Genomic DNA, 24,838 nt, shown 5'->3' on the forward strand with positions numbered 1-24,838 from the left:
CGCTATGCCGGAGACCCGAATGAAACGCGCACTCAGCCTGGCCATTCTTCTGGCGGCCCTGTCGTCTGCCGTGGCGCCCGCGGCGCCCCCACCTCCCCCGGATACGCCGGTGCAACTGCCGGGCACGCACGCGTTCGGGCTGCATTCCCGCGCCGGCCTGGAATACCGGATCTTCGTGTCCGAGCCGGCCGCGCCGGCCCCGCCTTCCGGCTGGCCGGTGGTGTACGTGCTCGACGGCAATGCCTGGTTCGCCCACGCCGCCCAGCAGGTCCGGGTGCGCGGCGGCAAGCGTCCGGACAAGACCGGTGTGCTGCCGGCCCTCGTGGTCGGGGTGGGCTATCCGGGCGACGCCTATATCAACAGTCCCAGGCGGACCCCGGACTTCACCCCGGACGTGCCGTTGCGCACGCCCAATCCGGCCGGGTGGGCCGCCACCGGGGGCGCGGACACGTTCATGGCCTTCCTGGTGGACGAACTGAAGCCGCTGATCAATTCGCGCTACGCGACCGACCAGGACAAGGAGATCCTCTTCGGGCACTCGCTCGGCGGCCTGTTCGCCTTGCATGCCTGGTTCAACCATCCCGCCGCCTTCGACGGGGTGGTCTCGGCCAGTCCCTCGACCTGGTGGAACGAGGAGGTCGCCCTGGACTGGGCCCGCCGGTTCGCCGGCAGCGCCGATGCGGCCGGGCGCAAGCAGCCCTTGCTGGTGGCCACCGGGGCCGCCGAACTGGAGTCGATGGTGGCCGGCGCGCGCGGCCTGGAGCGGATCCTGGCCGGCGCGACGGCGGCGGGCGCGCCGGTGCAGGTGGCGCTGCTGGAGGACGAGGACCACCTGTCGGCGGCGCCGGTCGCCATCAATCGCCTGGTCCGGCGCTTCCTGGCGCCGTCGCGGGACGACATCGACCATGCCCTGGCCCTGCTGGCGGATGACGGCAAGGCCGATGCGCTGGTCGGCCGCGAGCGCAGCCTGGTCGGGGCGGCCGACGGCCGGGGCTACCGGGTGCGCGAGTATCGGCCGGCCGGCGTGGCCGCCGAGCAAGTGCGGCGGACGATCTACGTGCTGGAGGACGGCGAGGTCCTCCAGGCGGCGCTGCGCCAGGCGCGCGGATCGGCGGTGCCCACGGCGGTGGTCGGCTTGCGCCAGGGCGACGGCCGGCCGTTGCAGCCGCGCGCGTTCACGCCCACGCCCGACGGCGACCCGGAAAACCGGGCCGGCGCCGAGGACCTGCTGAAACTGCTGCACGCCCAGGTGGTGCCGGAAATCGCCGGCAGCCGTGGCCCGGGTGGCGAAGACCGGGTCCTGGTCGGCAGCGCCCGGGCAGGACTGTTCGCGCTGTATGCGGTGGCGAACGCACCGGAGACCTTCGCCGCGGTGGTGGCGGTGGCGCCGGAACTGGACTGGCGCGGCGGCTTCGTCCTCAGCCCCAACGTGATCGGCCGGATCGGCCCGAAGCTGGCGGTGCAGGGCCGCGCGGCGCGGGTGGTCCTCCTCCAGGAAGACATCGCCGATCCGCTGTCCGCGCGCCTGCGCCAGTCCCTGGAGGCCATCGAGGGCGTGCAGGCGCCGGGCCTGGCCCTGGGCGAGGCACCGGTCCAGGCCGTGGCGGCCGCCCTCGATACCGCCTTCGGGCTGGCGGATACGGCGCGTCCGGCGCGCATGCCGGTGTTCGCGGAGGACACCGGGCTGCCGGTACCCGATGCCGACGCCTATGTCGCGCTGACGCCACAGCAGCGCTTCGATCTGCGCATGCGGTTGCGGGCGCTGCCCAAGCCGCGGCAGGACGCCTGGGTGCGCCGCTTCAAGTTCAACCTGGATGCGGCCCTGTGGTTCTACGAGCACCGGCTGCTGCACGAGGAGAAGACCCGCATGGACGCGATCAACGCCTACGAGGCTCCGGCCCCATGACGCCATCCCGCTTTTGCGCGCGCGCCGGCGCCTTCTTTCCGGCCCGTCCGACCCGTCTCGCGGCCGCCCGGGACGCGACCCTCGCCCGGGCCGTGCGCCGCGCCGCGCCGGCGCTCCTGCTCGGCGCATTGGCGTGGCTGCCCGCGCATGCCCGCGCGGCCGAGACCACCGCCGCCTCCAGCGTACCCGACGCGGCGTGCGCCGCCGCCGCTTCCCCCGCCTCCTGGAGCGAATACAGCGTCCCCGTGGAGGGAACCGAGGTCCGGGTGATGCAGGCCGACAACGGACGCCGCCACCGTGTGTACGTCTGGGCCCCGCCGGGTCCGGCACCGGCGCACGGCCGCCCGGTGATCTACGTGCTCGACGGCGAGACCACCTTCATGCTGGTGCGCGACCTGGCCCTTGCGCTGGCGGAGCACTATCCGGGCACCGAGCTGCCGGTGGTGGTGGCGCTGGGCTACGACTACGCGCAGCCGTATTCGGCCGAGGCGCTGCGCGGCACCCTGGTCGAGCGCACCTTCGACTACACCCCGGCCGTGCCCGAGTCGCTGCTGGGCGAGTCGTTCAACGCGCAGCCGTGGCCGCCCAGCGGCGGAGCCGACGAGTTCCTGGACTTCATCGAGTGGCGGCTCAAGCCCGCCATCGCCGGCGAGCATGCGATCGACCCGGACCGCCAGGTCCTGATGGGCCATTCTTTCGGCGGGCTGCTCACCCTGCATGCGCTCTTCACCCGCCCGTACATGTTCGACACCTATGTCGCGTCCAGTCCTTCCCTGTGGTACGGCGCCGGGTACCTGGGCCGGGCGCAGGCGCGCTTCGCCGAAGCCTGGGCCGGGCGCCTGGCCGGCAAGCGCCTGCTGCTGACCGTCGGCGACCTGGAGCAATCGCGCGCTCCGGACCGCGGCGAATGGGGCCGGGCCGAATGGCTGGCCGGCAACCGCATGGTCGAGGGGCTGGAGCAGATGGTGCGGCGGCTGGAGCCGCTGCGCGCCCTGGGGCTGGAACTGCGGTCCCGGCGCTATGAGAACCAGACCCACCTGAGCGTGAAGCCGCCCGCGCTCGACGAAGGGCTGCGTTTCGCGCTGCGGCCGCCGACGGGCGCGGGCCGGTCCAGCCCGGCCGGGGCGGCGTCCGCTGCCGGCCGCCCCCCCGTCTACCGCATGCCCGCCCGCCAGCGCTGGGAGATGGACGGCCACGAGGTGAGCGTGATCCTGCCGGTGTTCCCGGACAGCCTGCAGGCGCCGGAGGCGGGCTATCCGGTGGTGTTCCACCTGGGGGGATCGCCGGGCATCTATGCCGACAGCCTGCGCCGGCTGGAAGGCGCAGCGGTGACCGAGCCGGCCATCGTGGTCGGCGTGCGCTCCCTGGATGCGGACCGTGCCGCCCCCGGCGAGGCGGCCCTGGCCGCGATCGGGCGCGCGGTGCTGCCCTGCCTGCGCGCGCGCTATCCGGTCGATGCCTCGCGCCTGTCGTTGCTGGCGCATGGCCGCACCGCCGCCGCCGCGCTGCGCGAACTGGGCCGCGACGGGTCCGCGTTCGGCACGGTGGCGCTGCTGCATCCGGATGCGGAGGCCATCGAGGCGGCCGCTGCCGATCCGGGCCTTGCCGAGCACGCCAGGGCCGCGCGCGGTCGCCGGTTGCTGGTGATGGTGGGCGATGCGCCCAACGGCCGCGATGCGCCTGGTTCGGCGGACGACTCCGACCGGGTCCCGGCCGCGGCGCAGGCGCTGGTCGGCCGCCTGCGGGCCGGGGCGCCGCGGGCACCGGAGGCCGGCGTGCGCGTCCTGCATGGCGAGGACAACGTCTTCAGCATCGCCGCGGTCGCCGAAGCGCTGATGTTCAGCGTCGGCCGCGCGGCTTCCCTGCGCGCCGTCGACCCCGGCCCGTGACCGCCTTCGCGCCAGGCATCATGCATCCGCCCGTTCGTCTCGAGGAAACCCCGCCGATGTTCCTTCGCCGCCTTGCCCTGCCACTCGCCCTCCTGCTGGGATGCGCCGCCGCCGGGCCGGTCATGGCGCGCCAGGGCGCGGCGCCGGAAGGCGTTGCGGCGACGATCGCCGACGCACGCCAGTTCGACCTCCAGTCGGCGCAGGGGCACGCCTACCGGATCTTCGTCGCGGCCCCCCAGGGCGAAGCGCCGGCGGCCGGATATCCGGTGATCTACCTGCTCGACGGCAACTCGGTGTTCGGCACCGCGGTGGAAACGGTTCGCCTGCAGCGCGCCGCCCTCGGCCCGGCGGTGATCGTGGCCGTCGGCTATCCGGTCGGGACGCCCTTCGACGGCCCGGCCCGCTTCCGCGACTACACCCCGCCGACCGATCCTCGGCACATACCGGAGAAGTTCGACCGCAGCGTGGTCACCGGGGGGCAGGACGCGTTCCTGGACTTCCTGGTCGCGCAGGTGCGCCCGCTGGTCGAGAGCCTGCATCCGATCGACCCGCATCGCCAGGCGCTGTTCGGTCATTCCCTGGGCGGGCTGTTCGTGCTGCACACCATGTTCACGCGTCCGGAGCTGTTCCAGAAGTACGTGGCGGGCAGCCCCTCGATCTGGTGGAACGGGCGGTCGGTGCTGGCCGAGCTGGACCGGTTCGCCGCCCTGCCGAGCGCGGCGCGGCGCGATGTCGGCCTGATGGTGGTGGTCGGGGGCGAGGAACTGGGCCACATCGTCCTGGATGCGCGCGACCTGATCACCCGCCTGCCGCCCATCCGCGACCGTTACCTGGAGGTCGCCGGCGAAGGCCATGTGTCCGTCCTGCCGACGGCGATCAACGAGGGCCTGCGGTTCGCGCTCGGATCCGGCCACTGAGCCGGGCGCCGGGGACGTCCGATCCTGCCGGACGCCTGCATCCGCTCGGGCGCGTCGCGCGATCACCCGCGCGCGGAAGGCGAAGCCGCGGCGCCGGGCAGGCGCACCCGCACGCGCAGGCCCGGCGCGTTTTCCTCCAGCGCGATGCGCGCGCCGTGCATGCGCGCGATCGCCTCCACCAGGGCCAGCCCCAGGCCGCTGCCGGGCGTGGTCCGGCTGCGCTCCAGCCGGTACAGGCGACGGAACACCCGTTCGCGCTCGGCCTCCGGGATGCCGGGGCCGTCGTCGGCTACCGTCACCCACGCGCCGCCGCCGTCGGCCGCCGCGTCCAGGGCGATGCGCGCGCCCTCCGGGCAATGGCGGCCCGCGTTCTCCAGCAGGTTGGCGAAGAGCTGGCCGAGCAGGTCGCGGTCGCCGTCCACCTCCAGCCCCGGCGCGATCGCCGCCGTCAGGCTCTGCCCGCGCGCCTCGAACGCCGGCTGGTAGACCTCGGCCAGCGTCTCCAGCAGCGTCGACAGGTCCAGCGGCCGCCGCCGCGCCTGGCGCGGGTCGCTGCCGATCTGCGCGATGTGCAGCAGCGAGGCGAAGGTGCGCAGGGCCGCGTCCACCTCGGTGGTGGCGCGCTCCAGCACCGCGTGCAGGGCGTCCGGGTCGCGCAGGCGCTGGCCGCGCTCGAGCTGCTGGCGCAGCCGGCCCAGCGGCGTGCGCAGGTCGTGGGCGATGTCGTCGCTGACCTGGCGCAGCGCGTCCACCTGGGCCTGGATCCGTTCCAGCATCGCGTTGACGCTGGCCGAGAGGCGGTCGAACTCGTCGCCGCCGGCGCCCACCGGCCGCCGCCGCGACAGGTCGCCGAGCATGATCGCGCGGGTGTCGCGGTCGATCCGCTCGACCCGGCGCAGCAGCAGGTGGCTCATCAGCGCGCCGCCGCCCAGCGCCAGCGCCAGCGCGGCCAGCAGCGCATAGCCCATGTCGCGCGCCAGTGCCCGCTGCAGGGCGGCGAACTCCTCGGTCGCCTTGCCGGCCTCGCCGACCAGCAGGTAGCGGCCGTCCTCCAGGCGCAGGCCGTGCGCGCGCACGCGGCGCTGCTGGTGCGGCTTGTCGCCCTTGGGCATGTGGAACCAGAAGCGGCCCTCGACCGGCGCCTGCGCGGGGGCGTTGCCGGCCAGCACGCGGCCGTCGCGGTCCTGCAGCAGGTAACGCATCGACTTCATCAGCGGCTGCTGCAGGCGCTGCTCGATCAGCGCCTCCAGCGCGTGCGGCCCGCCGTCGCGCGCGGCGCGGCGCAGGTAGTGCAGCTCGCGGCCGACGATCTCGTCCTGCAGTTCCACGGCGTAGGCGCGCACTTCCAGGTAGACCACGCCCAGCAGCACCGCCAGCGAGGCGACGAACAGCCCGGCATAGAGCAGGGTCAGGCGGAAGCTGCTGGTGCGCAGCAGGCGCCCGCGCGGGACGCGGCGCGGGTCAGCGGCCATCGTCAGCGGCATCGGCCGGCGCCTCCAGCCGGTAGCCGGCGCCGCGCACGGTGTGGATCAGCGGCATCGGCCGGTCGCGGTCGATCTTGGCGCGCAGGCGGCTGATGTGGCTGTCCACCACGTTGGTCTGCGGGTCGAAGTGCAGGTCCCACACGTGCTCCAGCAGCATCGTGCGGGTGACCACCTGGCCGGCGTGGCGGGCCAGGTATTCCAGCAGGCGGAACTCGCGCGGCTGCAGGTCCACCGGCTGCCCGCCGCGGCGCACGCTGCGCGCCAGCAGGTCGATCTCCAGGTCGTGCACCTGCAGCCGGGTCTGCGGCGCCAGCGCGCGCGGCCGCCGGCCCAGGGCTTCCACCCGCGCCGACAGCTCGGCGAAGGAGAACGGCTTGACCAGGTAGTCGTCGCCGCCGGCCTTCAGCCCCAGCACGCGGTCGTCCACCCCGCCCAGCGCGGTGAGGAACAGCACCGGCACCTGCGAGCCGGCGCTGCGCAGCGCCTTGACCAGCGACAGCCCGTCCAGGCCGGGCAGCATGCGGTCGACCACGGCGATGTCCGGCGCCGCCGCGCCCAGGGCCAGGTACAGGCCGTCGCGGCCGTCGGCGGCGTGGCTCACCTGGTGGCCCTGCTCGCGCAGGCCCTCGCCGATGTAGTCGGCGGTCTCGGCATCGTCCTCGACCAGCAGGATGTGCACGCCCGATTCCTCGTCCGCGGTTGCCGGCGAGCATAGCGCGCGCGCCGCCGCGCCCGGATTACCGATGCGCAATGTCGCGGGCAGCGACCGGTAACCGCCGCACCGCCACCGTGGCCCTTCCGATCCTTCTGGAGTGCCGCGATGTCCCTTCTCCCGCCGTGCCGCCTGTCCCTGCTCGCCGTCCTGCTGGCGGGCGCCGGCGCGGCCTCGGCCGGCCCCTACGAGGTCGGCAGCACCAGCACCGCCCAGGGCGTGAAGTTCAAGAGCAACGTGCAGCGCAAGCACACCGCGTCCAAGGACACCTGGGTGCTGCCCAAGGTCGGCGTCGGCGGGCCGTTGAGCGAGCGCCTGGAGCTGACCATGGGCGGCGGCTACGGCGTGGTCTCCAGGGCCGATGGCTGGACCCGCGGCGGCCTGCGCGACCTGTCGGTGGGCATGAAATGGCGCATGCGCGACGAGGACGACGCGCACGCGGCCCTGGCCATCGAGCCTTCGCTCGGCCTGCCCATCGGCGACGAGGCGGCCGGCATCGGCAAGGGCGCCTATGCGCTGGAACTGCCGCTGCGTGCCAGCCGCCGCCGGGGCGCGCTGCGCCTGACCGGCGAGGTCAGCGCCAGCCGCACCTTCGGCCGCGACGAGGACCAGCTCGGCGCCGGCGTGCTGCTGGAATACTTCGGCGGCCCGGCGTGGTCCTGCGGCATGGAGCTGGTGGCCGATGCGCCGCGCACCGAGCCGGAGGCCTGGCACCTGCGCGCCAACGTGGGCGCCAAGCGCAAGTTCGGCCCGCACGTGGAGTGGCAGGCGCTGGCCGGGCGCACCGTGGAGAACCGCCGCGGCCAGGCCACGACCACCTTCAAGCTGGCCTACGAATACCGGTTCTGAGCGGCGCGCGGGCGGCGGCGGGTGCCGAGCGGAGGGCGGCGGCATATCATTCGTGTCCTCCCTTCCCGCCATCGCCACCGGATCGCTTCGACGAAGGCCCGTGCCTCGCCGAAGCCGCCCGGGAGCCCGCCACGACACGATGATCGCCCGACTCGCCGCGCACGAGGCATCCCACGCACGCTACCGCGCCTTCCTGCGCGCGCTGCGCGGCCGCGGCTTCGAGGGCGAGATCGACTGCGAGCATGCCGCGCGCACGGTGCTGGCCACCGACAATTCCATCTACCAGCGCTTTCCCCAGGCGGCGGTGTTCCCGCGCCACGCGCGGGACGTGCAGCGCGTCGCCGCCCTGGCCGCCGAGCCGCAATACCGGCAGATCGTGCTGGCGCCGCGCGGCGGCGGCACCGGCACCAACGGCCAGTCGCTCACCGACGGCCTGGTGGTGGACCTGTCGCGGCACATGAACGCGATCCTGGAGATCGACCCGCAGCGCCGCTGGGTGCGGGTGCAGCCGGGCGTGGTCAAGGACCAGCTCAACGCCGCGCTCAAGCCGCACGGGCTGTTCTTCGCCCCGGAACTGTCCACCTCCAACCGCGCCACCGTCGGCGGCATGATCAACACCGACGCCAGCGGCCAGGGCAGTTGCACCTACGGCAAGACCCGCGACCACGTACTGGAACTGGACACGGTGCTGCTGGGCGGGGAGCGGCTGCGCACCGCGCCGCTGGCGCCGCCGGAACTGGAGCAGGCGCTCGCCCGCCCCGGCGCGGCCGGCCGCCTGCACAAGAGCCTGCTCGCCCTGCACGAGGAATACGACGAACGGGTCCAGGCCGGCTTCCCCAGGCTCAACCGCTGCCTGACCGGCTACGACCTGGCCCACCTGCGCGACGCCCGGGGCCGCTTCGACCTCAACAGCCTGCTGTGCGGCTCGGAGGGTTCGCTGGGCTTCGTCGTCGAGGCGCGGCTGAACGTGCTGCCGATCCCCAAGCACCGGCGCCTGGTCAACGTCTCCTACGCCGGCTTCATGGACGCGCTGCGCGACGCGCGCGCGCTGATGGCGCGCGCGCCCATCTCCATCGAGACGGTGGATTCCACCGTGCTGGGCCTGGCCAAGGGCGACATCGTCTGGCACGACGTGGCCGGGTATTTCCCCGACCGGGGCGACACCCCGGTGCTGGGCATCAACCTGGTCGAGTTCAACGGCGACGACCTGGATGCGCTGGAGGCGCAGGTGGCCGCCTTCGTGCGCCACCTGGAGCAGGACGCCGGCGTGCGCCGCCTGGGCCACACCGTGGCCGCCGACGCGGCCTCGGTCGGGCAGATCTACGCGATGCGCAAGCGCGCGGTGGGGCTGCTGGGCAACGTCCAGGGCGAGGCCCGGCCGCAGCCGTTCGTCGAGGACGCGGCGGTGCCGCCGGAGGCGCTGGCCGACTTCATCGCCGAGTTCCGCGCGCTGCTGGACGGCCACGGCCTGAAGTACGGCATGTTCGGCCACGTCGACGCCGGCGTGCTGCACGTGCGCCCGGCGCTGGACATGAAGGACCCGGCCCAGGCCGCGCTGGTGCGCCCGGTCTCCGACGCGGTGGCCGCGCTGGCGCAGAAATACGGCGGCCTGCTGTGGGGCGAGCACGGCAAGGGCGTGCGCTCGGAGTACGCGCCGGCGTTCTTCGGCGACCTGTATCCGGCGCTGCAGGCGGTCAAGCAGGCCTTCGATCCGTACAACCAGCTCAACCCGGGCAAGATCGCCACGCCCGCCGGTGCGGCCGAGGCGGCGCTGCTGCGGATCGACGAGGTCGGCATGCGCGGCCAGTACGACCGCCAGATCGACCCGCGCGCCTGGGCCGAATACGGCGCGGCGGTGCACTGCAATGGCAACGGCGCCTGCTACAACTACGACGACGACGACCCGATGTGCCCGTCGTGGAAGGCCACCCGCGACCGCCGCCACTCGCCCAAGGGCCGCGCCTCGCTGATCCGCGAATGGCTGCGCCTGCAGGGCCGGGCCGGGGTGGACCTGATCCGCGTCACCGAGCGGGTGCGCCGCGGTGGCGCGTGGCCGGGCTGGCTGGCGCGGGTGCGCAACAGCCTGGGCAAGCGCCTGGGCGAGCCGGATTTCTCCCACGAGGTGTTCGAGGCGATGTCCGGCTGCCTGGCGTGCAAGTCCTGCGCGGGGCAGTGCCCGGTGAAGGTGGACGTGCCCGACGTGCGCTCGCGCTTCCTGGAGCTGTACCACGCGCGCTACCTGCGTCCGCTGAAGGACTACCTGATCGGCTCGCTGGAGTTCACCGTGCCGTACCTGGCCCGGGCGCCGTGGCTGTACAACGGGGCGATGCGCCTGGCGCCGGTGCGCTGGCTGCTGCGCGTGGGCGCGGGCATGGTCGACAGCCCGCTGCTCAGCCGGGTCGATCCGCGCCCGGCGCTGGCGCGCTGGGGCGTGCGGGCCGCCAGCGCGGAACGGCTGGCCGGCATGCCCGAGCGCGAACGCGCGCGCTGCGTGGTGCTGGTGCAGGATGCGTTCACCCGCTACTTCGAGACCGGGCTGTTCGTCGAGACGGTCGAGACCTTCTCGCGCCTGGGCTACACCGTGCTGCTGGCGCCGTTCGCGCCCAACGGCAAGCCCTTGCAGGTGCTCGGCTTCCTGGGCGCGTTCGAGAGGGCGGCGCGGCGCAACGCGGCCATGCTCAACGCCCTGGCGGCACATGGCGTGCCCCTGGTCGGCCTGGACCCGGCCATGACCCTGGCCTACCGCCACGAGTACCGCAAGCTGCTGGGCGAGGCCGCGCCGCAGGTGCTGCTGCCGCAGGAGTGGCTGGCCCGGGTGCTGGCCGCGTCGCCGCCGCCGGCGCCCATCGCTGCGCCGGCGGGCGCGCGCTTCCGCTTGCTGGTCCATTGCACCGAGAAGACCAACGCCCCGGCGCAGGCGGCGATGTGGCCGCTGGTGTTCCGGCGCCTGGGGCTGGAGCTGGACCTGGTGCCCAGCGGCTGCTGCGGCATGTCCGGCACCTACGGCCACGAGGCGGCCCACCTGGCCACCTCCGAGCGCATCTTCGACCTGTCCTGGCGCCCGGCCATCGCCGCTCATGCGGCCCATGGCGACCAGGCCCGGCTGCTGGCCAACGGCTATTCGTGCCGCACCCAGGCCCGGCGCTTCGGCGATGCGCACCTGGCCCATCCCATCCACGCCATCCTGGAACGCCTGCGGGCCACCTGACCGGACCGGCGCGGCCGGGAATCGCGGGAATCAGGCGCTGCCGGCCTCGGCGCTCTCCACCTGCAGCCGCGCCATCGTCGAGCGCACCGCGTGGAAGGTGCTCATCAGGTGGTCCTCGGTCAGGCGGCAGGCGCGCAGCGCGTTGCGCGCCATCGCCGCCTCGTAGATCGCCACGTGCTCGTCGTGGACGAAGCGCCGGCCCAGGGAGTGGTTCAGCGACACCCGCCGGTAGCGCTCGGCCTGGTGGTACAGCAGCTCCTGCAGCTTGATCAGCCACGGCGAGCGGCACGCGGCGATCAGCGCGGTGTGGAACTGGTGGTTGCACTCCTCCCACAGGTTGAGGGTTTCCTGGGGGAGGGGCTGCTGCATCTGCGGCAAGCCCAGTTCCACGTCCGACAGCGCCTGGAAGGCCTCGCGCACGCCCCGTTCCCAGGCGTCGTCGCCATGCACGATGGACAGGCGCAGGGCCTCGGTCTCGATCAGGTTGCGCACCCGCGAGATGTCGTCCAGCTCGTCCAGCGACAGCGGGGCCACCCAGAAGCCGCGCTGGTCCTCGGTCTTCACCAATTGGTCGCCGACCAGCCGGGCCAGCGCCTCGCGCAGCGGCGACATGCCGATCTCGTACTGCTGGACCAGCGCCTCCAGCTTGAGCTTGCTGCCGGCGGCCAACTGGCCGTGGACGATGTCCAGGCGCAGCCGCTGGTAGGCGCGGCGGGCCAGGGTGCGGGCGGAGGAAACGGTGGCGACCCGTGCGTTCATGCGTCGAGTGTGCGACTTGAATTTCGAAAATCAAGCGCCCTGGAATGCGGCATCGCAACACTTGCCCCCGAAATTTCGATAACCGGGCCGGGAACGCATCGAACGACATAGATGTAAGTCGTTGTAAATATTAGGTGACTCATTAGTTTTTAAAGAAACGTTAAGACGAGACCTCTCTGTCTTCACAAAAATATCGTAATTATTGTTGACGCGGTGAATGCGATTTGCTGTCATCGGGCCGCACTCCACACACCTTCCATCCGCGGCATCCGCCGCCCCGCGCCTCGAGGCCGGGTCCGAGTCGCCGGGAGGGAACCGGCATCCATACATCCGTCAGCCATATCGAATCCGTGAGGGGAATGATGAGCAGTCGAGCAGGTCGTACCCGTTGCATCGCCGGTGGCGTATCGGTGCTCGCGATGTGCATCGCCGGCGTGTTGCACGCCCAGGAAGCCGCGCCGGAGCAGCCCACCCAACTGGACACGGTGATCGTGACCGGTACCAACATCCGCGGCGCCGAGCCGGCCGGCAACGCCGTGCAGGTGATCAGCGCCGAGCAGATCCGCGACAGCGGCAAGGCCACCATCGGCGACTTCCTGCGCGAGCTGCCGGCCAACTTCGCCGGTGGCGTGGGCATGAGCGACAACGTCCAGGGCGGCCAGGACGCCAGTGTGGCCGGTTCCAACATGACCGGCGGCCAGGGCGTGAACCTGCGCGGCCTGGGCGCGCTGTCCACCCTGGTGCTGGTCAACGGCCGCCGCCTGGCCGCCGCGGGCCAGTACGGCGACTTCGTCGACATCTCCAACATCCCCACCAACGCGGTCTCGCACATCGAGGTGCTGCTGGACGGCGCCTCGGCCGTGTACGGCTCCGACGCGGTGGGCGGCGTGGTCAACATCATCACCAAGCGCAGCGACGACGGCGCCCATACCAGCGTGCGCGTGGGCACCACCACCCAGGGCGGCGGCGAGCAGTACCAGGTGGGCCAGACCTGGGGCACGCACTGGGACCGTGGCGGACTGATCGTCGGCTACGAGTTCAACCGCCAGAACAACGTGCTGGCCAACGACCGCGGCATCTACAACGGCGGCGACTTCAGCGACCGCGGCGGCGTCAACTGGCGCAAGGCCAACGCCCGCGCCGGCAGCGCGGCCAACCTGTTCTCCGGCAATGCGGCGGCCAACGGCAACGTGGCCTGGACCGTGCCCGGCGGCGCCGGCACCGGCCTGACCGCCGGCAGCCTGGTGCCGGTCGCCGACGGCGTCGGCAACACCTACGACGCCTGGGACCGGGTCGACATCGTCCCGCAGATGGACCGCCACAGCGTGTTCCTGGGCTTCGAGCAGGACGTGGGCGAGTCGACCTCGCTGTACGGCGACCTGCGCTACACCCGCCGCCGCGGCGAGTACAACCAGGGCTACCAGGCCCTGTACGGCACCCTGGCGCCGACCAACCCGTACTTCATCCCCGGCGTGGCCAACAACTTCGGCGTGCTGATCGACGACCGCCCGCTGCAGCGCGAGGTCGGCGTGGACAGCTACGCGGCCGTGTTCGGCGCCAGTTTCGAGCTGGGCGGCAGTTGGCGCGGCGAGGCCACCGCCTCGTACAGCCGCGAGGAGCAGTTCCGCGACTCGGACGTGCAGCGCAACGCCAACATCTACGACTACCTGCCCACGCCCGCGGGTGGCCAGGCGCAGGCGCCCACCGCGATCGCGTGCAGCCTGATGGGCCTGACCGCCGCCAACCTGCCGGCCAACGCCAACGCGCAGCAGCGCTACTGCGCCGGCCTGGGCTATGCCGCGTTCAACCCGTGGACCACCGAGGGCCTGTCCGAGCAGGTGCTCTCGCAGCTCATCGGCTACGAGAACCTCAACTTCACCTCGTGGCTGGCGCAGGCCAGCTTCAAGGTCGACGGCGACCTGTTCGAGATCGGCGGCGGCGCGGTCAAGCTGGCCGCCGGCGCCGACTGGCGCCGCGAGAACATCGGCGGCGACCTGGACTTCAACTGGCGCAGCACCTCCGACCAGAGCACCGTGTTCGGCACCACCGAGCGCGACGTCGGCGCGCTGTTCGCCGAGCTGGCCATCCCGCTGGTGGGCAAGCAGAACCAGAAGGCCTACGCCAAGAAGTTCGACGTCTCCATCGCCGGCCGCTACGAGCGCGGCAGCGGCCTGGGCGACTTCTCCACGTTCAACCCCAAGGTCGGCTTCGACTACAAGCCCACCGACAACCTGACCGTGCGCGGCAGTTGGGGCACCTCGTTCCACGCCCCGCCGATGCGCTACGCCTACAACGGCGTGCAGCCGATCACCGGCGGCAACGGCGCGTTCATGCGTGCGGACCTGTACAACGCCCCGTGCAACACCAGCATGGTCCCGCTCAACGGCGTGGGCGGCACCCCGGGCGGCGACGGCAACTGCACCTTCACCGCCATCGTGGTCAGCGGCGGCGCCGGCCCGACGCTGAAGCCGGAAGAGTCCAGGACCTGGACCCTGGGCCTGGACTACAAGCCCGAGTGGGCGCCGGGGCTGAGCCTGGGCGCCGGCTACTTCAACCTGAAGATCGACGACCGCATCGTCCGCATCCAGGCCGGCACCTTGGGCAGCATCCTGGCCCAGTTGTTCTCCACCGGGACCACGCCGTACATGGGCAGCCTGGAGCTCAACCCCGGGGTGGACCGGGTCCGCGACCTGATCGAGAACGACCCGCGCTACCTGGGCCAGCTCGGCGCCGGCCCGGTGCAGAGCCCGGCCGAGGTGGCGATGATCATCAACGCCACCCAGCTCAACCTGGCCTCGCTGAAGATGGACGGCGTGGACTTCAACCTCGGCTACGGCTGGGACACCGAGGCGGCCGGCGCGTTCGACCTGTTCGCCCGCGGCACCTGGCTGAACTCCTACGAGGTGCAGTCGGCGCCGGGCGCGGACTACGTGGACCAACTGGGCAAGTACAGCGCCGGCGGCAACCCGGTGCAACTGCGCTCGCAGCAGGGCCTGCGCTGGACCCGCGGCGACCTGCGCGCGACCTTGACCATGAACTACGTGGACGACTACGTGTGCGCGGACGGCTGCTACGTACCCAACGCCGCCGGGCTGCCGAGCCTGTCCGCCACCCCGGTGAAGATCGACGCGTGGACCACCTTCGACCTGTCGCTGGACTACGATCTGTCGCGGCTGGGCGGATTCTTCGGCCAGTCCAAGCTGAACTTCACCGCGGTCAACTTCACCGACCGCGACCCGCCCTTCGTCGACGGCGGCACCGCCGCCAACGACGCGCTGGCCGATCCCTACGATCCGGCCAATGCGACGGTGCTGGGCCGTACCCTGGTGTTGTCCTTCGACAAGCGCTGGTGAACCCCCGCCGGGGGCGGACGGCCGCCGCGCCGCCCGCCCCGGGGCAGACAGAGGAAACAGGCATGCATTGGCGTTACGGCGGCAAGTGGTTGGCGATGGCGGTCCTGGCCGTGGGCGGCGCGACGGGAGCCGGCACCGCGGCGGCGGCGGCCACGGCGGTCGCGCCGGTACCGATGACCCTGGCCGGTTCGTTGCAGTGGGACCAGAAGGCCAGCGCCAGCGGGCGCGAGTACCGGGTGTTCGTGTCCATCCCCGACCGGCCGCCGCCGCCGGCCGGCTATCGCGTGCTGTACGTGCTCGACGGCAACGCGATGTTCCTGACCGCGGTGGAGGCGGCGCGCGCCATGGAGCGCCGCCCCGACGTGCCGCGCGACGCGCCGGCGGTGGTGGTCGGCATCGGCTACCCGCCCGGCACCGACATCGGCGCCGCGCGCGCCTTCGACCTCACCCCGCCCGGCAGCGAGCATGCCCGGATCCGCGCGGCCACCGGCGGCGCCGACGCATTCCTGGACTTCATCGAGCGCGACCTCAAGCCGGCGCTGGCCGCGCAGGTCGCGCTCGACCCCGCCCAGCAGGCCCTGTTCGGCCACTCGTTCGGCGGCTTGTTCGTGCTCCACGCATTGGCCGCCCGTCCCCAGGCTTTCCAGACCTGGATCGCGGCCAGCCCGTCGGTGTGGATGATTCCTCAGGGCTTGCGCGAGGCGATCGGGTCGCTGGCCGGCCGGCGCGATGCCGCATCGCCGCCGCTGCGGCTGCTGGTGACGGTGGGCGAGCACGAGCAGCGCCCGGCGCCGGCGCTGCGCGCCCACCCGGATGCACGCAAGCTGATCGCGCTGCTGCAGGAACGGACCCAGGTGGACAACGCGCGCGCGATCGCCGCGCTGGCCGGCGGCGTGCCCGGCATCGAGGTGCGCCTGGACGAGATTGCCGGCGAGGACCACGGCACCGTGGTGCCGGGCGCGATCGGCCGCGCGGTCTGGTTCGCGCTGGCGCCGCCGCTGCCGGCGCCGCCGCTGCCGACCGCGCAGGAGTACCTGCGGATGACCCCGGAGCAGCGCTACGACCTGCGGCTGTGGGTGCGCGAGCTGCCCGACGGCCGGCGCATTCCCTGGCTGGCCGGGCTCAAGCGGACCCTGCATGACGGCCTCACCGCCGAGCAGGTCCAGGCCCTGCATGCCGAGCGCAACCGAATGGACCAGGAGTACGGCACCCGCCCGCACGAGGTCAACGCGCCGAAGTAGCGCAACCCCCCACGGCCGGCCTCCCCCCGGCCCGCGGCAGAGGCGACGGTGCAACGCCGTCCTCTCTGCCGCATTTCTCGCATCGTCCTTTCCCGGCATCGCGCGGGGTGCGCGCGGGCATGCGATCGCCGCCACGGCGTGCACCGCACCGACGCCGCGCTCGCGGAGCCGGGCAGGGACGGAAAACGAAAAGGCCCGGCTGTTGCCGGGCCCATGAGGGAGCGGGGAAGCGCGCGGCCGCGATGCCGCGCGCCTTCCGTGCCGCGTCAGCCGCGGCCGACGGTCGCCACCGCGTTGGCCACGTAGTCCAGGTTGCCCTGGTTGAGCGCGGCCACGCAGATGCGGCCGGTGCCCACCGCGTAGATGCCGAACTCGTCGCGCAGGCGGTCCACCTGCGGCTTGCTCAGGCCCGAGTAGGAGAACATGCCCGCCTGGCGGCGGATGAACTCGAACTCCGGTGCGCCCTGTTCGGCCAGCTTCCCGACCAGGCCGTCGCGCAGGGCGTGGATGCGGGTGCGCATCTGGCCCAGCTCGTCCATCCACAGCGCGCGCAGTTCGGCGCTGCCCAGCACCCCGGCCACCAGCGCGGCGCCGTGGGTGGACGGGCTGGAGTAGATGGTGCGGATGATGCGCTTGATCTGCGACTGCACGGCCTTGGCCTGCTCGGCGGTGGGCGCCACGATCGACAGCGCGCCCACCCGCTCGCCGTACAGCGAGAACGACTTGGAGTACGAGCTGGCGACCACGAAGGCGTCGATCCCGGCCTCGACCAGGATGCCGATGGCGGCGGCGTCCTCGGCGATGCCCTTGTCGAAGCCCTGGTAGGCCATGTCGATGAACGGGAACAGCCGGCGCTCCTTGAGCACCGCGGCCACCTGCTTCCACTGCTCCACGGTCAGGTCCGCGCCGGTGGGGTTGTGGCAGCAGGCATGCAGCAGCACGGTGGTGCCCGGCTGCAGCTTGCCCAGGTCGGCGAGCATGCCGGCGAAGTCCAGGCCGTGGCTGGCCGCGTCGAAGTAGGTGTAGTCCACCACCTCGAAGCCGGCGGCGGAGAACACCGCGCGGTGGTTCTCCCAGCTCGGGTCGCTCAGGGCCAGGGTGGCGTGCGGCAGCGTCTTGCGCAGCAGCTCGGCGCCCACCCGCAACGCGCCGCTGCCGCCCACGGTCTGGGTGGTGGCGACGCGGCCGGCGGCCAACAGCGGCGAGTCCTTGCCGAACAGCAGTTCGCGGGTGGCCTGGGTGTAGGCGGCCAGGCCGTCGATCGGCAGGTAGCCGCGCGGGCGATTGGCGGCGGCCAGCGCGTGCTCCACCTGCTGCACCGCTTTGAGCAGCGGGATCCGTCCCTGTTCGTCGTAGTAGATGCCCACGCCCAGGTTGACCTTGGTGGCGCGGTTGTCGGCGTTGTAAGCCTCGGTCAGGCCCAGGATCGGATCACCCGGGACCAGTTCGACGTTCGAGAAGAAGGACACGGCTTGGCTCTGCGTTGTTGAGTGGGGAGCGTCGCGGGCACTGTGGGCCACCGTGGCGGCGGCCGGCCAGCAAACCGCCCAATCCTAGCAGGCCGTCGGGGCGTCCTGATGGTTTCCGCTGTGACGAGGGTGCGGCGACGATGGCCGGCCGGCCGAGGGCTGGCTAGCGGAGTCGCCATTCCAGGCCGAGCAGCAGGCTGCGGCCGGGCCCGGGTTCGTAGTAGCGGCCGTTGCCCTCGTTGACGATCACCGAGCCGACGTGGCGCCGGTCCAGCAGGTTGTCGGCGCGGGCGAAGCCGCGCAGCCGGCCGGCGCGCAGCGACCAGTCGCGCCCGGCCTCCAGGTGCAGCAGGCCATGGCCCGGCGCCGTGGCGCTGCCGAGGTCGTTCGCGCTCACCGCGCCGCTGCCGCTGGCTTCCACCGCCGCCTGCCAGTCCGTGCCCTGCCACTGCAGGCGCAGCAGGCCATGGCGCCCGGGCACGCCGGGGATGCGGGTGCCGGCGGCCACCGTGGCATCGGGAATGGTGCAGCCGGCGCCGGCGCAGATGGCGAAGTCGTCGCGGAAGCGGGCATCCAGCCAGGTCGCGGCCAGGTGCAGCGTCCAGGCGCTCCCCATCGGTACGCGCGCGACCAGTTCGGCGCCCTGCCGGCGCGCATGGCCGGCGTTGCGATAGCTGCTGCGCCCGCCGCTGTTGCGCGCCACCGCCAGCTCGTCGCGGGTGTCGGCGCGGAACAGTGCGCCTTCCAGCGCGATGCCCTGCGGGCCGCGCCACTTGGCGCCCAGCTCCAGGTTGTCGCTCACCGCCGGGCGCAGGTCCAGGGCCAGGCCGGCGGCGCCATCGGCGCGGTAGGCCAGCTCGTTGAAGGTCGGCGTCTCGAAGCCGCGGCCGGCCGACAGGTACAGGCGCAGGTCATCGCCGGGGGCGAACACCAGCCCGGCCACCGGGGTCAGCCGCGAATACTCCACGCGGCCGCTGTCGTCGGGGTTGGCGCCGGCCAGGTAGCGGTCGTCGGAGCGGAAGCGCACCGTGCTGTAGCGCGCGCCGGCCTGCAGCGACCAGCGCGGCGCCAGCCGCCACCACGCCTGCGCGTACTGGTCGAGGCCGGCCACGATGTCGTGCTGGTCGCGCCGCAGCGCGCCGCGCACGCCCAGCCGCGCGCCGTCGAAGTTCTCGTAGCCGCGGCGCTGCTGGCGCTGGCGCTCGGCGCTGGTGCCCACGGTCAGCTCCAGGCCGCCATCGTCCCGGCGCCAGGCCACGCGCGCGTCCAGCCCGCCGTAGCCGCCGTCCAGGTCGACCACGCCGCCGGCACTGAGCGGGCTGGCCTGCGCGGCCACCGGCACGGCCAGGTACTGGGTCACGGCGCGCTGGCCGCCGTGGCCGGTGACCCGCAAGGTGGCCGCGCCGCCCAGCGGCTGGGTCCAGTGGGCGCCCAACTGGCCCTGGCGCACCGACTTGCGGGTGTCGTACTGCAAGGCCTGGGGCGTGGCCTGGCGCGGGTCGGCACGCCATTGCTCGCGGTCCAGGCCGAGCGGGTCCTGCGCATTCGGCGCGTCCAGCAGGTTGCCCACCAGTTCCAGGCGCCCGCCGCCGCGCAGCTCGTGGTGCAGCTTGGCGTTGAACATGCGCCGCCGCGCCGCGCCGTGCTCGCGGTAGCCGTCGGTATCCAGTTGCCAGGCGGACAGGTGGTAGCCGCTATCGCCGTCCTCGCCGCCGCCGCGCAGGTCCATGCTGGCGGTGCTGGCGCCGTACCGCGCCGCGGTGGCGCGCAGGCGCAGGGACGCGGGGCCGTGGCCGTCGGCCGTCCACAACTGGACCACGCCGCCGGAGGAGTTGCCGTACAGCGCCGAGAACGGCCCGCGCATCACCTCGATGCGCTCGCCGGCGGCCAGCGCGAAGTGCGAAAGCTGGCCCTGGCCGTCGGGCATGGTCGCGGGAATGCCGTCCGCGTACAGGCGCACGCCGCGCACGCCGAAGGTGGAGCGCGCGCCGAAGCCGCGGATCGAAAGCTGGGTGTCCTGGGCCAGGTTCTGGCGGTCGCGCGCCAGCAGTCCCGGCACGCCGCCGAGCGCCTCGGAGAGGCTGGCCTGCGGCCGCAGCGCGCCTTCGCCCAGGTCGATCACATCCAGCGAGGCAGGCAGGTCGAAGGCCGGCGCCGATTCCACCCGCGTGGTCACCGCCACCGGCGGCAGCAGCGGCGCGGCCCGGTCGCGGGCCGTCGCGGGCAGGACGGCGCAACCGGCCAGCGCCAGGGCGGCGCAACCGGACCGCCAGCGGGATCGGAGGGGCTCCATGCGGTGGCCAGTATAGGAATTCCCGCCCCCGCCACCATGCCGGCGCCGCCACGCCGATGCGTGCCGCCGCCGAGCTTCATTTCCATCGGTGATGTGCTTGTATCCAACCGTTCGCAACGAATACGCCCGCGTAACCGCGTCTTTACCCACCATGACGGCCGCCCCGGGTACTACTGGGGCATTCCGGAGGACGGAGGAGGGTTGCGATGCGGATCACCATCATCGGCGCGGGCTTCAGCGGCAGCGTGCTGGCCACCGAGCTGGCGCGCAATGCGCCGCCGGGCGTGGACCTGTGCCTGGTCGGCCTGGCCGACGGCTACGGCCGCGGCGTGGCCTACGGCGAGGCCCGGCCCGAGCACCTGCTCAACGTGCGCGCCCGCGACATGGGCGCCACCCAGGACCAGCCGGCCGAGTTCGCGCGCTGGCTCAACCTCACCCGGCGCGCGGAGGAAAGCTTCCTGCCGCGCCTGGTGTACGGCGAGTACCTGTATTCGCGCCTGCAATCGGCCGCGCAGGTCTCGCTGGCCGGCTTCAACCAAGTGCAGCAGGAGGCGGTGGCGGTGGACCGCGAGGGCGGCGCCTTCCGGGTGATGCTGGCCGACGGCTCGGACTTCCTCACCGACCGCGTGGTGCTGGCGGTGGGCACCCTGCCGCCGCAGCGGCTGCAGGGCGTGGGCCCGCGCCTGCTGGTCGACCCGGCCTACGTCGCCTGGCCCTGGCAGCGCAACCTGCGCGGCGCCGACGCACTGGCCGACGTGCCCGACGACGCGCGCGTGCTGATCGTCGGCACCGGCCTGACCATGGCCGACACCGTCGTCACCCTGCGCCGCCGCGGCCACCACGGGCCGATCACCGCGCTGTCCCGCCACGGCCTGCTGCCGCACCCGCACCTGGCCGAGCCCGGCCTGCCGATCGCGCTGCCGCCAGCGGTGCTGCACGCCCTCAACGGCGCCGACGTGCGCGCCCTGTTGCGCGCGCTGCGCAGCCTGGCCCCGGTGGTGCCGGACTGGCGCAGCCTGGTCGATGCGCTGCGGCCCAGCCTGCAGGGCTACTGGAAGACCCTGCCCGACGAACAGCGCGGGCGCTTCCTGCGCCACCTGCGCTCGTACTGGGAAGTGGTGCGCCACCGCCTGGCGCCCAGCCTGCACGAGGAACTGGAACAACTGCGCGGCGAAGGCCGCCTGCGCCTGCGCGCCGGGCGCCTGCTGCGCGCGCGGCGCGGCGAGGCCGCGGTGGAAGTGCTGATCCGCGAGCGCGGCCAGGCCCACGCCAGCGCCGAGCGCTACGACGTGCTGGTCCGCGCCACCGGCCTGGATACCGACATCGAGCGCACCAGCCATCCGCTGGTCAGCCAGTTGCGCGACGCCGGCACCGTCAGCGCCGACCCGCACGGCCTGGGCCTGCGCGCCACCCCGCAGTTCGAGGTGCTGGACCGCCATGGCGCGCCGGTGCGCGGGCTCTACTGCCTGGGCCCGCTGCTGCGCGGCCAGTTGTGGGAGATCACCGCGGTGCCGGAACTGCGCGTGGCCGCCCGGCACCTGGCCGAGCACCTGCTCGCCCCGGCGCCCTCCCGCGTGGTGCGCGAGATGGCGCCGCGCGTGGCGTCGCGCGTGGGCTGAGGTTTCGTCGCGCGGCCGCTCACACGTCGCCGTCCGCCGCCCAGCCCTCGCCGCTGCCGCGCTGCAGGACGGCGTCGCCATCGAGCACCTGCCCGGCGGGGATCGCCGCCTGCCCGGCCAGCCGCGCATAGATCGGCGCGAAGTCCGGCGCGGTGGCCCGCATCAACTGCTCGAAGCCGTCGATCACGAAATAGGTCTTCTGGAAGGTGTCGATGCGGTAGCGCGTGCGCATGATCCGCTCCAGGCCGAAGCCGAGCCGGTTCGGCGCGGCCGACTCCAGCGCGTGCCGCGACTCGCCGCTGGAGGACACGATGCCCGCGCCGTAGATGCGCAGCCCGCCGTGCTGGCGGATCAGCCCGAACTCCACCGTGTACCAGTACAGCCGGGTCAGGTGCTGCAGCGCTTCGGCGCCGATGCCGTGCGCCTTCACCCCGCCGCGGCCGTAGGCCTGCATGTAGTCGGCGAACACCGGGTCCATCAGCAGCGGCACGTGGCCGAACAGGTCGTGGAACAGGTCCGGCTCGGCGATGTAGTCGATCTGCTCCGGGCGCCGGATCCACCAGGTCACCGGGAAGCGGCGGTGGGCCAGGTGCTGGAAGAAGTCCAGTTCCGGCAGCAGCCCCTCCACGCCGACCAGGGTCCAGCCGGTGGCCGCGGCCAGCGCCTCGTCGAGCTGGGCGAAGCGCGGGATCGCGCGGTCGTCCATGCCCATTGCGTCCTGCGCCTGCAGGAACTCGTCGCAGGCGCGGCCGGCCAGCCGCGCGCGCTGGCGCCGGTACAGCGTGCCCCAGGTGGCGTGGTCGGCGGGGGTGTAGTCCAGCCACGGCTGCTCGACGGTGGCGGTGGCGTAGACCGGGACGTAGCCCTTGTCGGTCTGCTGGCCCTGGGCGGGGGCGTACTCGACGCGGCGCGGGATGACGGTCTCGGCCATGGCGGCGTGCTCCTGTGCGGATAGCCCCAGCGTAGGCCGCAATCCACGCAACGGGGTTGCAAAGTTGCCCAGAAAAGCGCTTTATCCGCAAGATCATTGCGCAAATCCTATGTTGCAGGGCAATACATGGCCGCCATCATCGAGCTGGACCGCACTGACTTGCGCCTGCTGGCCCTGCTCCAGCACGAAGGCCGCGCCACCAATGCCGAACTGGCCACCCGGGTGAACCTCTCGCCCTCGGCCTGCCTGCGCCGCATCCAGCGCCTGGAAGCGTGCGGCGTGGTGGCCGGCTACGCTGCCCGGCTGGACCCGCAGGCCCTGGGGCTGGGCCTGCAGGCCTTCGTCCGCGTGCAACTGGACAAACACGGCACGCCCGGCATCGAGCGCTTCGTCGAGCACGTGCAGGACTGGGACGAAGTGGTGGCCTGCCACGCCCTGACCGGCGACATGGACTACCTGCTGCACGTGTACGTGCGCGACCTGGAGCACTTCTCCCGCTTCCTGCTGGACCGCCTGCTCAACGACGCCGGCGTGGCCGACGTCAATTCCAGCTTCGTGCTGCGCACGGTGAAGGCGTTCCAGGGGCTGCCGCTGCCGCACGCCTGAGCGCGCGGTTCAGCGGTCGAGCGGGCTGCGCACCCCCGAGGCACCGCGACCCAGCACATGGGTGTAGATCTGGGTGGTGGCCACGTCCTTGTGCCCCAGCAGCTCCTGCACCGTGCGGATGTCCTGGCCGCGTTCGAGCAGATGGGTGGCGAACGAGTGGCGGAAGGTATGGCAACTGGCCGGCTTGGCCAGGCCCGCCTGGCGGCAGGCCGCCTTGACCGCGCGCTGCAGGCCCTTCTCGTCCACGTGGTGCCGGCGCACCGCGCCGCCGCGCGGATCGACGCTGCGGCGCGACGCCGGGAACAGGTACTGCCAGCCGGTCTCGCGTGCCGCGTGCGGATATTTGCGCGCCAGCGCATCGGGGAGCCGGACCTCGCCGAACCCGGCCTCCAGGTCGCGCGCATGCACCCGGCGCGCCTCGTCCACCTGCGCCAGCAGAACCTCGCGCAGCGCTTGCGGCAGTACCGTGCGCCGATCCTTCCCGCCCTTGCCGTGGCGCACCACGATCTCTCCGCGGCCGAAGTCCACGTCCTTGATCCGCAGCCGGACGCATTCCATCAGCCGCATCCCGGTGCCATAGAGCAGGGCCGCCATCAGCCAATGCCGGCCTTCCATGCAGGCCAGCACCCGCCCGACCTCGTCCATCGTCAACACCGACGGCAACCGCTGCGGGCGCTTGGCCCGGCGAATGTCCTCCATCCACGGCAGCTCGCGTCCCAGCACCTCCCGATACAGGAACAGCAGCGCGGCCAGCGCCTGGTTCTGGGTGGAGGCCGCCACCTGGCCGCGTACCGCCAACCCGGTCAGGAAGGCCTCGACCTCGGCCCGACCCATGGCATCCGGATGCCGCCGGCCGTTGGCCAGGATGAAGCGCCGGATCCAGCCGACATACGCATCCTCGGTACGCCGTGCCATGCCCAGCCGGCGCATCCGCGCGCGTACCCGGTCCAGCAGGCGTGGCGGCCCGGATGCCGGCGCCGGGCCAGCGGTTCCATTACCGGCATCCGCCGTTGAAGGAGACAGAAACGGCTGGTAGCGTGGCATCGGACATATCCCGCAGGAAGGCGGCGACATGATTAGGCACAGGGATTACGCCCCACCATCGGGGAAAGCGCTCGTGGGGCGTAGGAAGTCCCACTACTGCGATACCGGAATATCCGGGTTACGCACCCGGGTTACCGGTCGGAATTTCATCGAATAGTGGTTAGGCCACTCTGGAGAGTCTGTGAAACGTCATTATTTAGCGCTTGCTTTATCAACATTTGCATCCGCAAGTGCGGCATCAGAATCTGACCTGTCCGCATACATCAATAACCCTAAAGCACTCTCAATTGTAGCCCCGTACTACCAGTGCATGAAATCAAGAATTTCTACCTACGCAAAAAAATCACCAAGCACACAAGATGCAATTGATGCGGCCAAAGCAGCTTGCAGCAATCAAAGATCCATGATGATCAGCAACACATCGGACGAATTCATTTTAGACATGCCGAGAGACATGGCCGATAGAAATGCAAAAGAGCTTGCCGATGAAATAGATATTAAAATAAGGCCTCTCTATGTAAAAGCTGCATTAGATGCAAGATGAACCCTTTGGCAACC

At 72.3% G+C, this 24,838-nt stretch carries 17 protein-coding genes; 10 read left to right on the plus strand and 7 right to left on the minus strand.

Features of this window, described 5'->3' with window-relative positions; genetic code table 11:
* Nucleotides 1–19: 19 nt before the first annotated feature.
* Genes HNR76_RS13985 through HNR76_RS13995 form a run of 3 tightly spaced genes read left to right on the plus strand, consistent with a single transcriptional unit; the run spans nucleotide 20 to nucleotide 4,712 of the window.
* Nucleotides 20–1,906 (plus strand): alpha/beta hydrolase-fold protein, encoded by a 1,887-nt coding sequence (locus HNR76_RS13985; RefSeq protein ID WP_162311995.1) that lies wholly within the window; start codon nucleotides 20–22, stop codon nucleotides 1,904–1,906.
* The gene (locus tag HNR76_RS13990) at nucleotides 1,903–3,795 is read left to right on the plus strand and encodes an alpha/beta hydrolase (RefSeq protein ID WP_162311994.1); all 1,893 of its coding nucleotides are present in this window, start codon (nucleotides 1,903–1,905) and stop codon (nucleotides 3,793–3,795) included. Before HNR76_RS13985 ends, HNR76_RS13990 begins: the two co-directional genes overlap by 4 nt.
* 56 nt (nucleotides 3,796–3,851) lie before the next feature.
* Nucleotides 3,852–4,712, plus strand: coding sequence for an alpha/beta hydrolase (locus tag HNR76_RS13995; RefSeq protein ID WP_162311993.1), 861 nt, complete (start codon nucleotides 3,852–3,854; stop codon nucleotides 4,710–4,712).
* 62 nt (nucleotides 4,713–4,774) lie between these two features.
* On the opposite strand, the gene HNR76_RS14000 is transcribed toward HNR76_RS13995, so the two are convergent.
* Complete coding sequence (locus HNR76_RS14000) at nucleotides 4,775–6,196, minus strand: HAMP domain-containing sensor histidine kinase (RefSeq protein WP_162311992.1); 1,422 nt, start codon at nucleotides 6,194–6,196, stop codon at nucleotides 4,775–4,777.
* The gene (locus tag HNR76_RS15500; RefSeq protein ID WP_162311991.1) at nucleotides 6,174–6,875 is read right to left on the minus strand and encodes a winged helix-turn-helix domain-containing protein; all 702 of its coding nucleotides are present in this window, start codon (nucleotides 6,873–6,875) and stop codon (nucleotides 6,174–6,176) included. Before HNR76_RS15500 ends, HNR76_RS14000 begins: the two co-directional genes overlap by 23 nt.
* Nucleotides 6,876–7,016: 141 nt before the next feature.
* On the opposite strand from HNR76_RS15500, the gene HNR76_RS15505 reads away from it, so the two are divergent.
* Nucleotides 7,017–7,757: a hypothetical protein gene (locus HNR76_RS15505; protein WP_162311990.1), complete on the plus strand. Its 741-nt coding sequence runs from the start codon at nucleotides 7,017–7,019 to the stop codon at nucleotides 7,755–7,757.
* A 139-nt stretch (nucleotides 7,758–7,896) separates the two neighbouring features.
* Nucleotides 7,897–10,965, plus strand: a complete 3,069-nt coding sequence (gene ydiJ, locus HNR76_RS14015) for a D-2-hydroxyglutarate dehydrogenase YdiJ (protein ID WP_162311989.1) — start codon at nucleotides 7,897–7,899, stop codon at nucleotides 10,963–10,965.
* A 30-nt stretch (nucleotides 10,966–10,995) separates the two neighbouring features.
* Here the strand turns inward: ydiJ and HNR76_RS14020 are convergent, their stop codons facing one another.
* The gene (locus HNR76_RS14020) at nucleotides 10,996–11,724 is read right to left on the minus strand and encodes a GntR family transcriptional regulator (protein ID WP_162311988.1); all 729 of its coding nucleotides are present in this window, start codon (nucleotides 11,722–11,724) and stop codon (nucleotides 10,996–10,998) included.
* Nucleotides 11,725–12,086: 362 nt separating this feature from the next.
* Here HNR76_RS14020 and HNR76_RS14025 point away from each other — a divergent pair, with 362 nt between their 5' ends.
* Both HNR76_RS14025 and HNR76_RS14030 read left to right on the plus strand, forming a co-directional pair.
* The gene (locus tag HNR76_RS14025) at nucleotides 12,087–15,077 is read left to right on the plus strand and encodes a TonB-dependent receptor plug domain-containing protein (RefSeq protein ID WP_162311987.1); all 2,991 of its coding nucleotides are present in this window, start codon (nucleotides 12,087–12,089) and stop codon (nucleotides 15,075–15,077) included.
* A 62-nt stretch (nucleotides 15,078–15,139) separates the two neighbouring features.
* Nucleotides 15,140–16,318, plus strand: coding sequence for an alpha/beta hydrolase (locus HNR76_RS14030; RefSeq protein ID WP_162311986.1), 1,179 nt, complete (start codon nucleotides 15,140–15,142; stop codon nucleotides 16,316–16,318).
* A gap of 266 nt (nucleotides 16,319–16,584) precedes the next feature.
* On the opposite strand, the gene HNR76_RS14035 is transcribed toward HNR76_RS14030, so the two are convergent.
* Both HNR76_RS14035 and HNR76_RS14040 read right to left on the minus strand, forming a co-directional pair.
* Nucleotides 16,585–17,787 carry an amino acid aminotransferase gene (locus HNR76_RS14035; protein WP_162311985.1) on the minus strand — a complete coding sequence of 401 codons (1,203 nt, stop codon included), beginning with the start codon at nucleotides 17,785–17,787 and terminating at the stop codon, nucleotides 16,585–16,587.
* 163 nt (nucleotides 17,788–17,950) lie between these two features.
* Complete coding sequence (locus HNR76_RS14040) at nucleotides 17,951–20,080, minus strand: TonB-dependent receptor family protein (protein ID WP_162311984.1); 2,130 nt, start codon at nucleotides 20,078–20,080, stop codon at nucleotides 17,951–17,953.
* A 206-nt stretch (nucleotides 20,081–20,286) separates the two neighbouring features.
* On the opposite strand from HNR76_RS14040, the gene HNR76_RS14045 reads away from it, so the two are divergent.
* Nucleotides 20,287–21,699 (plus strand): FAD/NAD(P)-binding protein, encoded by a 1,413-nt coding sequence (locus tag HNR76_RS14045; RefSeq protein WP_162311983.1) that lies wholly within the window; start codon nucleotides 20,287–20,289, stop codon nucleotides 21,697–21,699.
* A 19-nt stretch (nucleotides 21,700–21,718) separates the two neighbouring features.
* On the opposite strand, the gene phhA is transcribed toward HNR76_RS14045, so the two are convergent.
* Complete coding sequence (gene phhA, locus HNR76_RS14050) at nucleotides 21,719–22,630, minus strand: phenylalanine 4-monooxygenase (protein WP_162311982.1); 912 nt, start codon at nucleotides 22,628–22,630, stop codon at nucleotides 21,719–21,721.
* Nucleotides 22,631–22,756: 126 nt separating this feature from the next.
* Between phhA and HNR76_RS14055 the strand changes: the two genes are divergently transcribed.
* Nucleotides 22,757–23,236, plus strand: a complete 480-nt coding sequence (locus HNR76_RS14055) for an Lrp/AsnC family transcriptional regulator (RefSeq protein ID WP_162311981.1) — start codon at nucleotides 22,757–22,759, stop codon at nucleotides 23,234–23,236.
* A 9-nt stretch (nucleotides 23,237–23,245) separates the two neighbouring features.
* On the opposite strand, the gene HNR76_RS14060 is transcribed toward HNR76_RS14055, so the two are convergent.
* Complete coding sequence (locus tag HNR76_RS14060; RefSeq protein WP_281383396.1) at nucleotides 23,246–24,190, minus strand: integron integrase; 945 nt, start codon at nucleotides 24,188–24,190, stop codon at nucleotides 23,246–23,248.
* Nucleotides 24,191–24,461: 271 nt separating this feature from the next.
* On the opposite strand from HNR76_RS14060, the gene HNR76_RS14065 reads away from it, so the two are divergent.
* A complete protein-coding gene (locus HNR76_RS14065) occupies nucleotides 24,462–24,824 on the plus strand; it encodes a hypothetical protein (RefSeq protein WP_162311979.1) in 363 nt (120 codons plus the stop codon).
* Nucleotides 24,825–24,838: the final 14 nt, after the last annotated feature.

This window comes from Pseudoxanthomonas broegbernensis, from assembly GCF_014202435.1.
Lineage (GTDB): Bacteria > Pseudomonadota > Gammaproteobacteria > Xanthomonadales > Xanthomonadaceae > Pseudoxanthomonas > Pseudoxanthomonas broegbernensis.

Excerpts from the sequence above, each read along its gene's own strand:
- HNR76_RS13985 (WP_162311995.1), top strand. The coding sequence starts at position 20 with ATGAAACGCGCACTCAGCCTGGCCATTCTTCTGGCGGCCCTGTCGTCT.
- HNR76_RS13990 (WP_162311994.1), top strand. The coding sequence starts at position 1,903 with ATGACGCCATCCCGCTTTTGCGCGCGCGCCGGCGCCTTCTTTCCGGCC.
- HNR76_RS13995 (WP_162311993.1), top strand. The coding sequence starts at position 3,852 with ATGTTCCTTCGCCGCCTTGCCCTGCCACTCGCCCTCCTGCTGGGATGC.
- HNR76_RS14000 (WP_162311992.1), bottom strand. The coding sequence starts at position 6,196 with ATGCCGCTGACGATGGCCGCTGACCCGCGCCGCGTCCCGCGCGGGCGC.
- HNR76_RS15505 (WP_162311990.1), top strand. The coding sequence starts at position 7,017 with ATGTCCCTTCTCCCGCCGTGCCGCCTGTCCCTGCTCGCCGTCCTGCTG.
- ydiJ (WP_162311989.1), top strand. The coding sequence starts at position 7,897 with ATGATCGCCCGACTCGCCGCGCACGAGGCATCCCACGCACGCTACCGC.
- HNR76_RS14020 (WP_162311988.1), bottom strand. The coding sequence starts at position 11,724 with ATGAACGCACGGGTCGCCACCGTTTCCTCCGCCCGCACCCTGGCCCGC.
- HNR76_RS14025 (WP_162311987.1), top strand. The coding sequence starts at position 12,087 with ATGAGCAGTCGAGCAGGTCGTACCCGTTGCATCGCCGGTGGCGTATCG.
- HNR76_RS14030 (WP_162311986.1), top strand. The coding sequence starts at position 15,140 with ATGCATTGGCGTTACGGCGGCAAGTGGTTGGCGATGGCGGTCCTGGCC.
- HNR76_RS14040 (WP_162311984.1), bottom strand. The coding sequence starts at position 20,080 with ATGGAGCCCCTCCGATCCCGCTGGCGGTCCGGTTGCGCCGCCCTGGCG.
- HNR76_RS14045 (WP_162311983.1), top strand. The coding sequence starts at position 20,287 with ATGCGGATCACCATCATCGGCGCGGGCTTCAGCGGCAGCGTGCTGGCC.
- phhA (WP_162311982.1), bottom strand. The coding sequence starts at position 22,630 with ATGGCCGAGACCGTCATCCCGCGCCGCGTCGAGTACGCCCCCGCCCAG.
- HNR76_RS14055 (WP_162311981.1), top strand. The coding sequence starts at position 22,757 with ATGGCCGCCATCATCGAGCTGGACCGCACTGACTTGCGCCTGCTGGCC.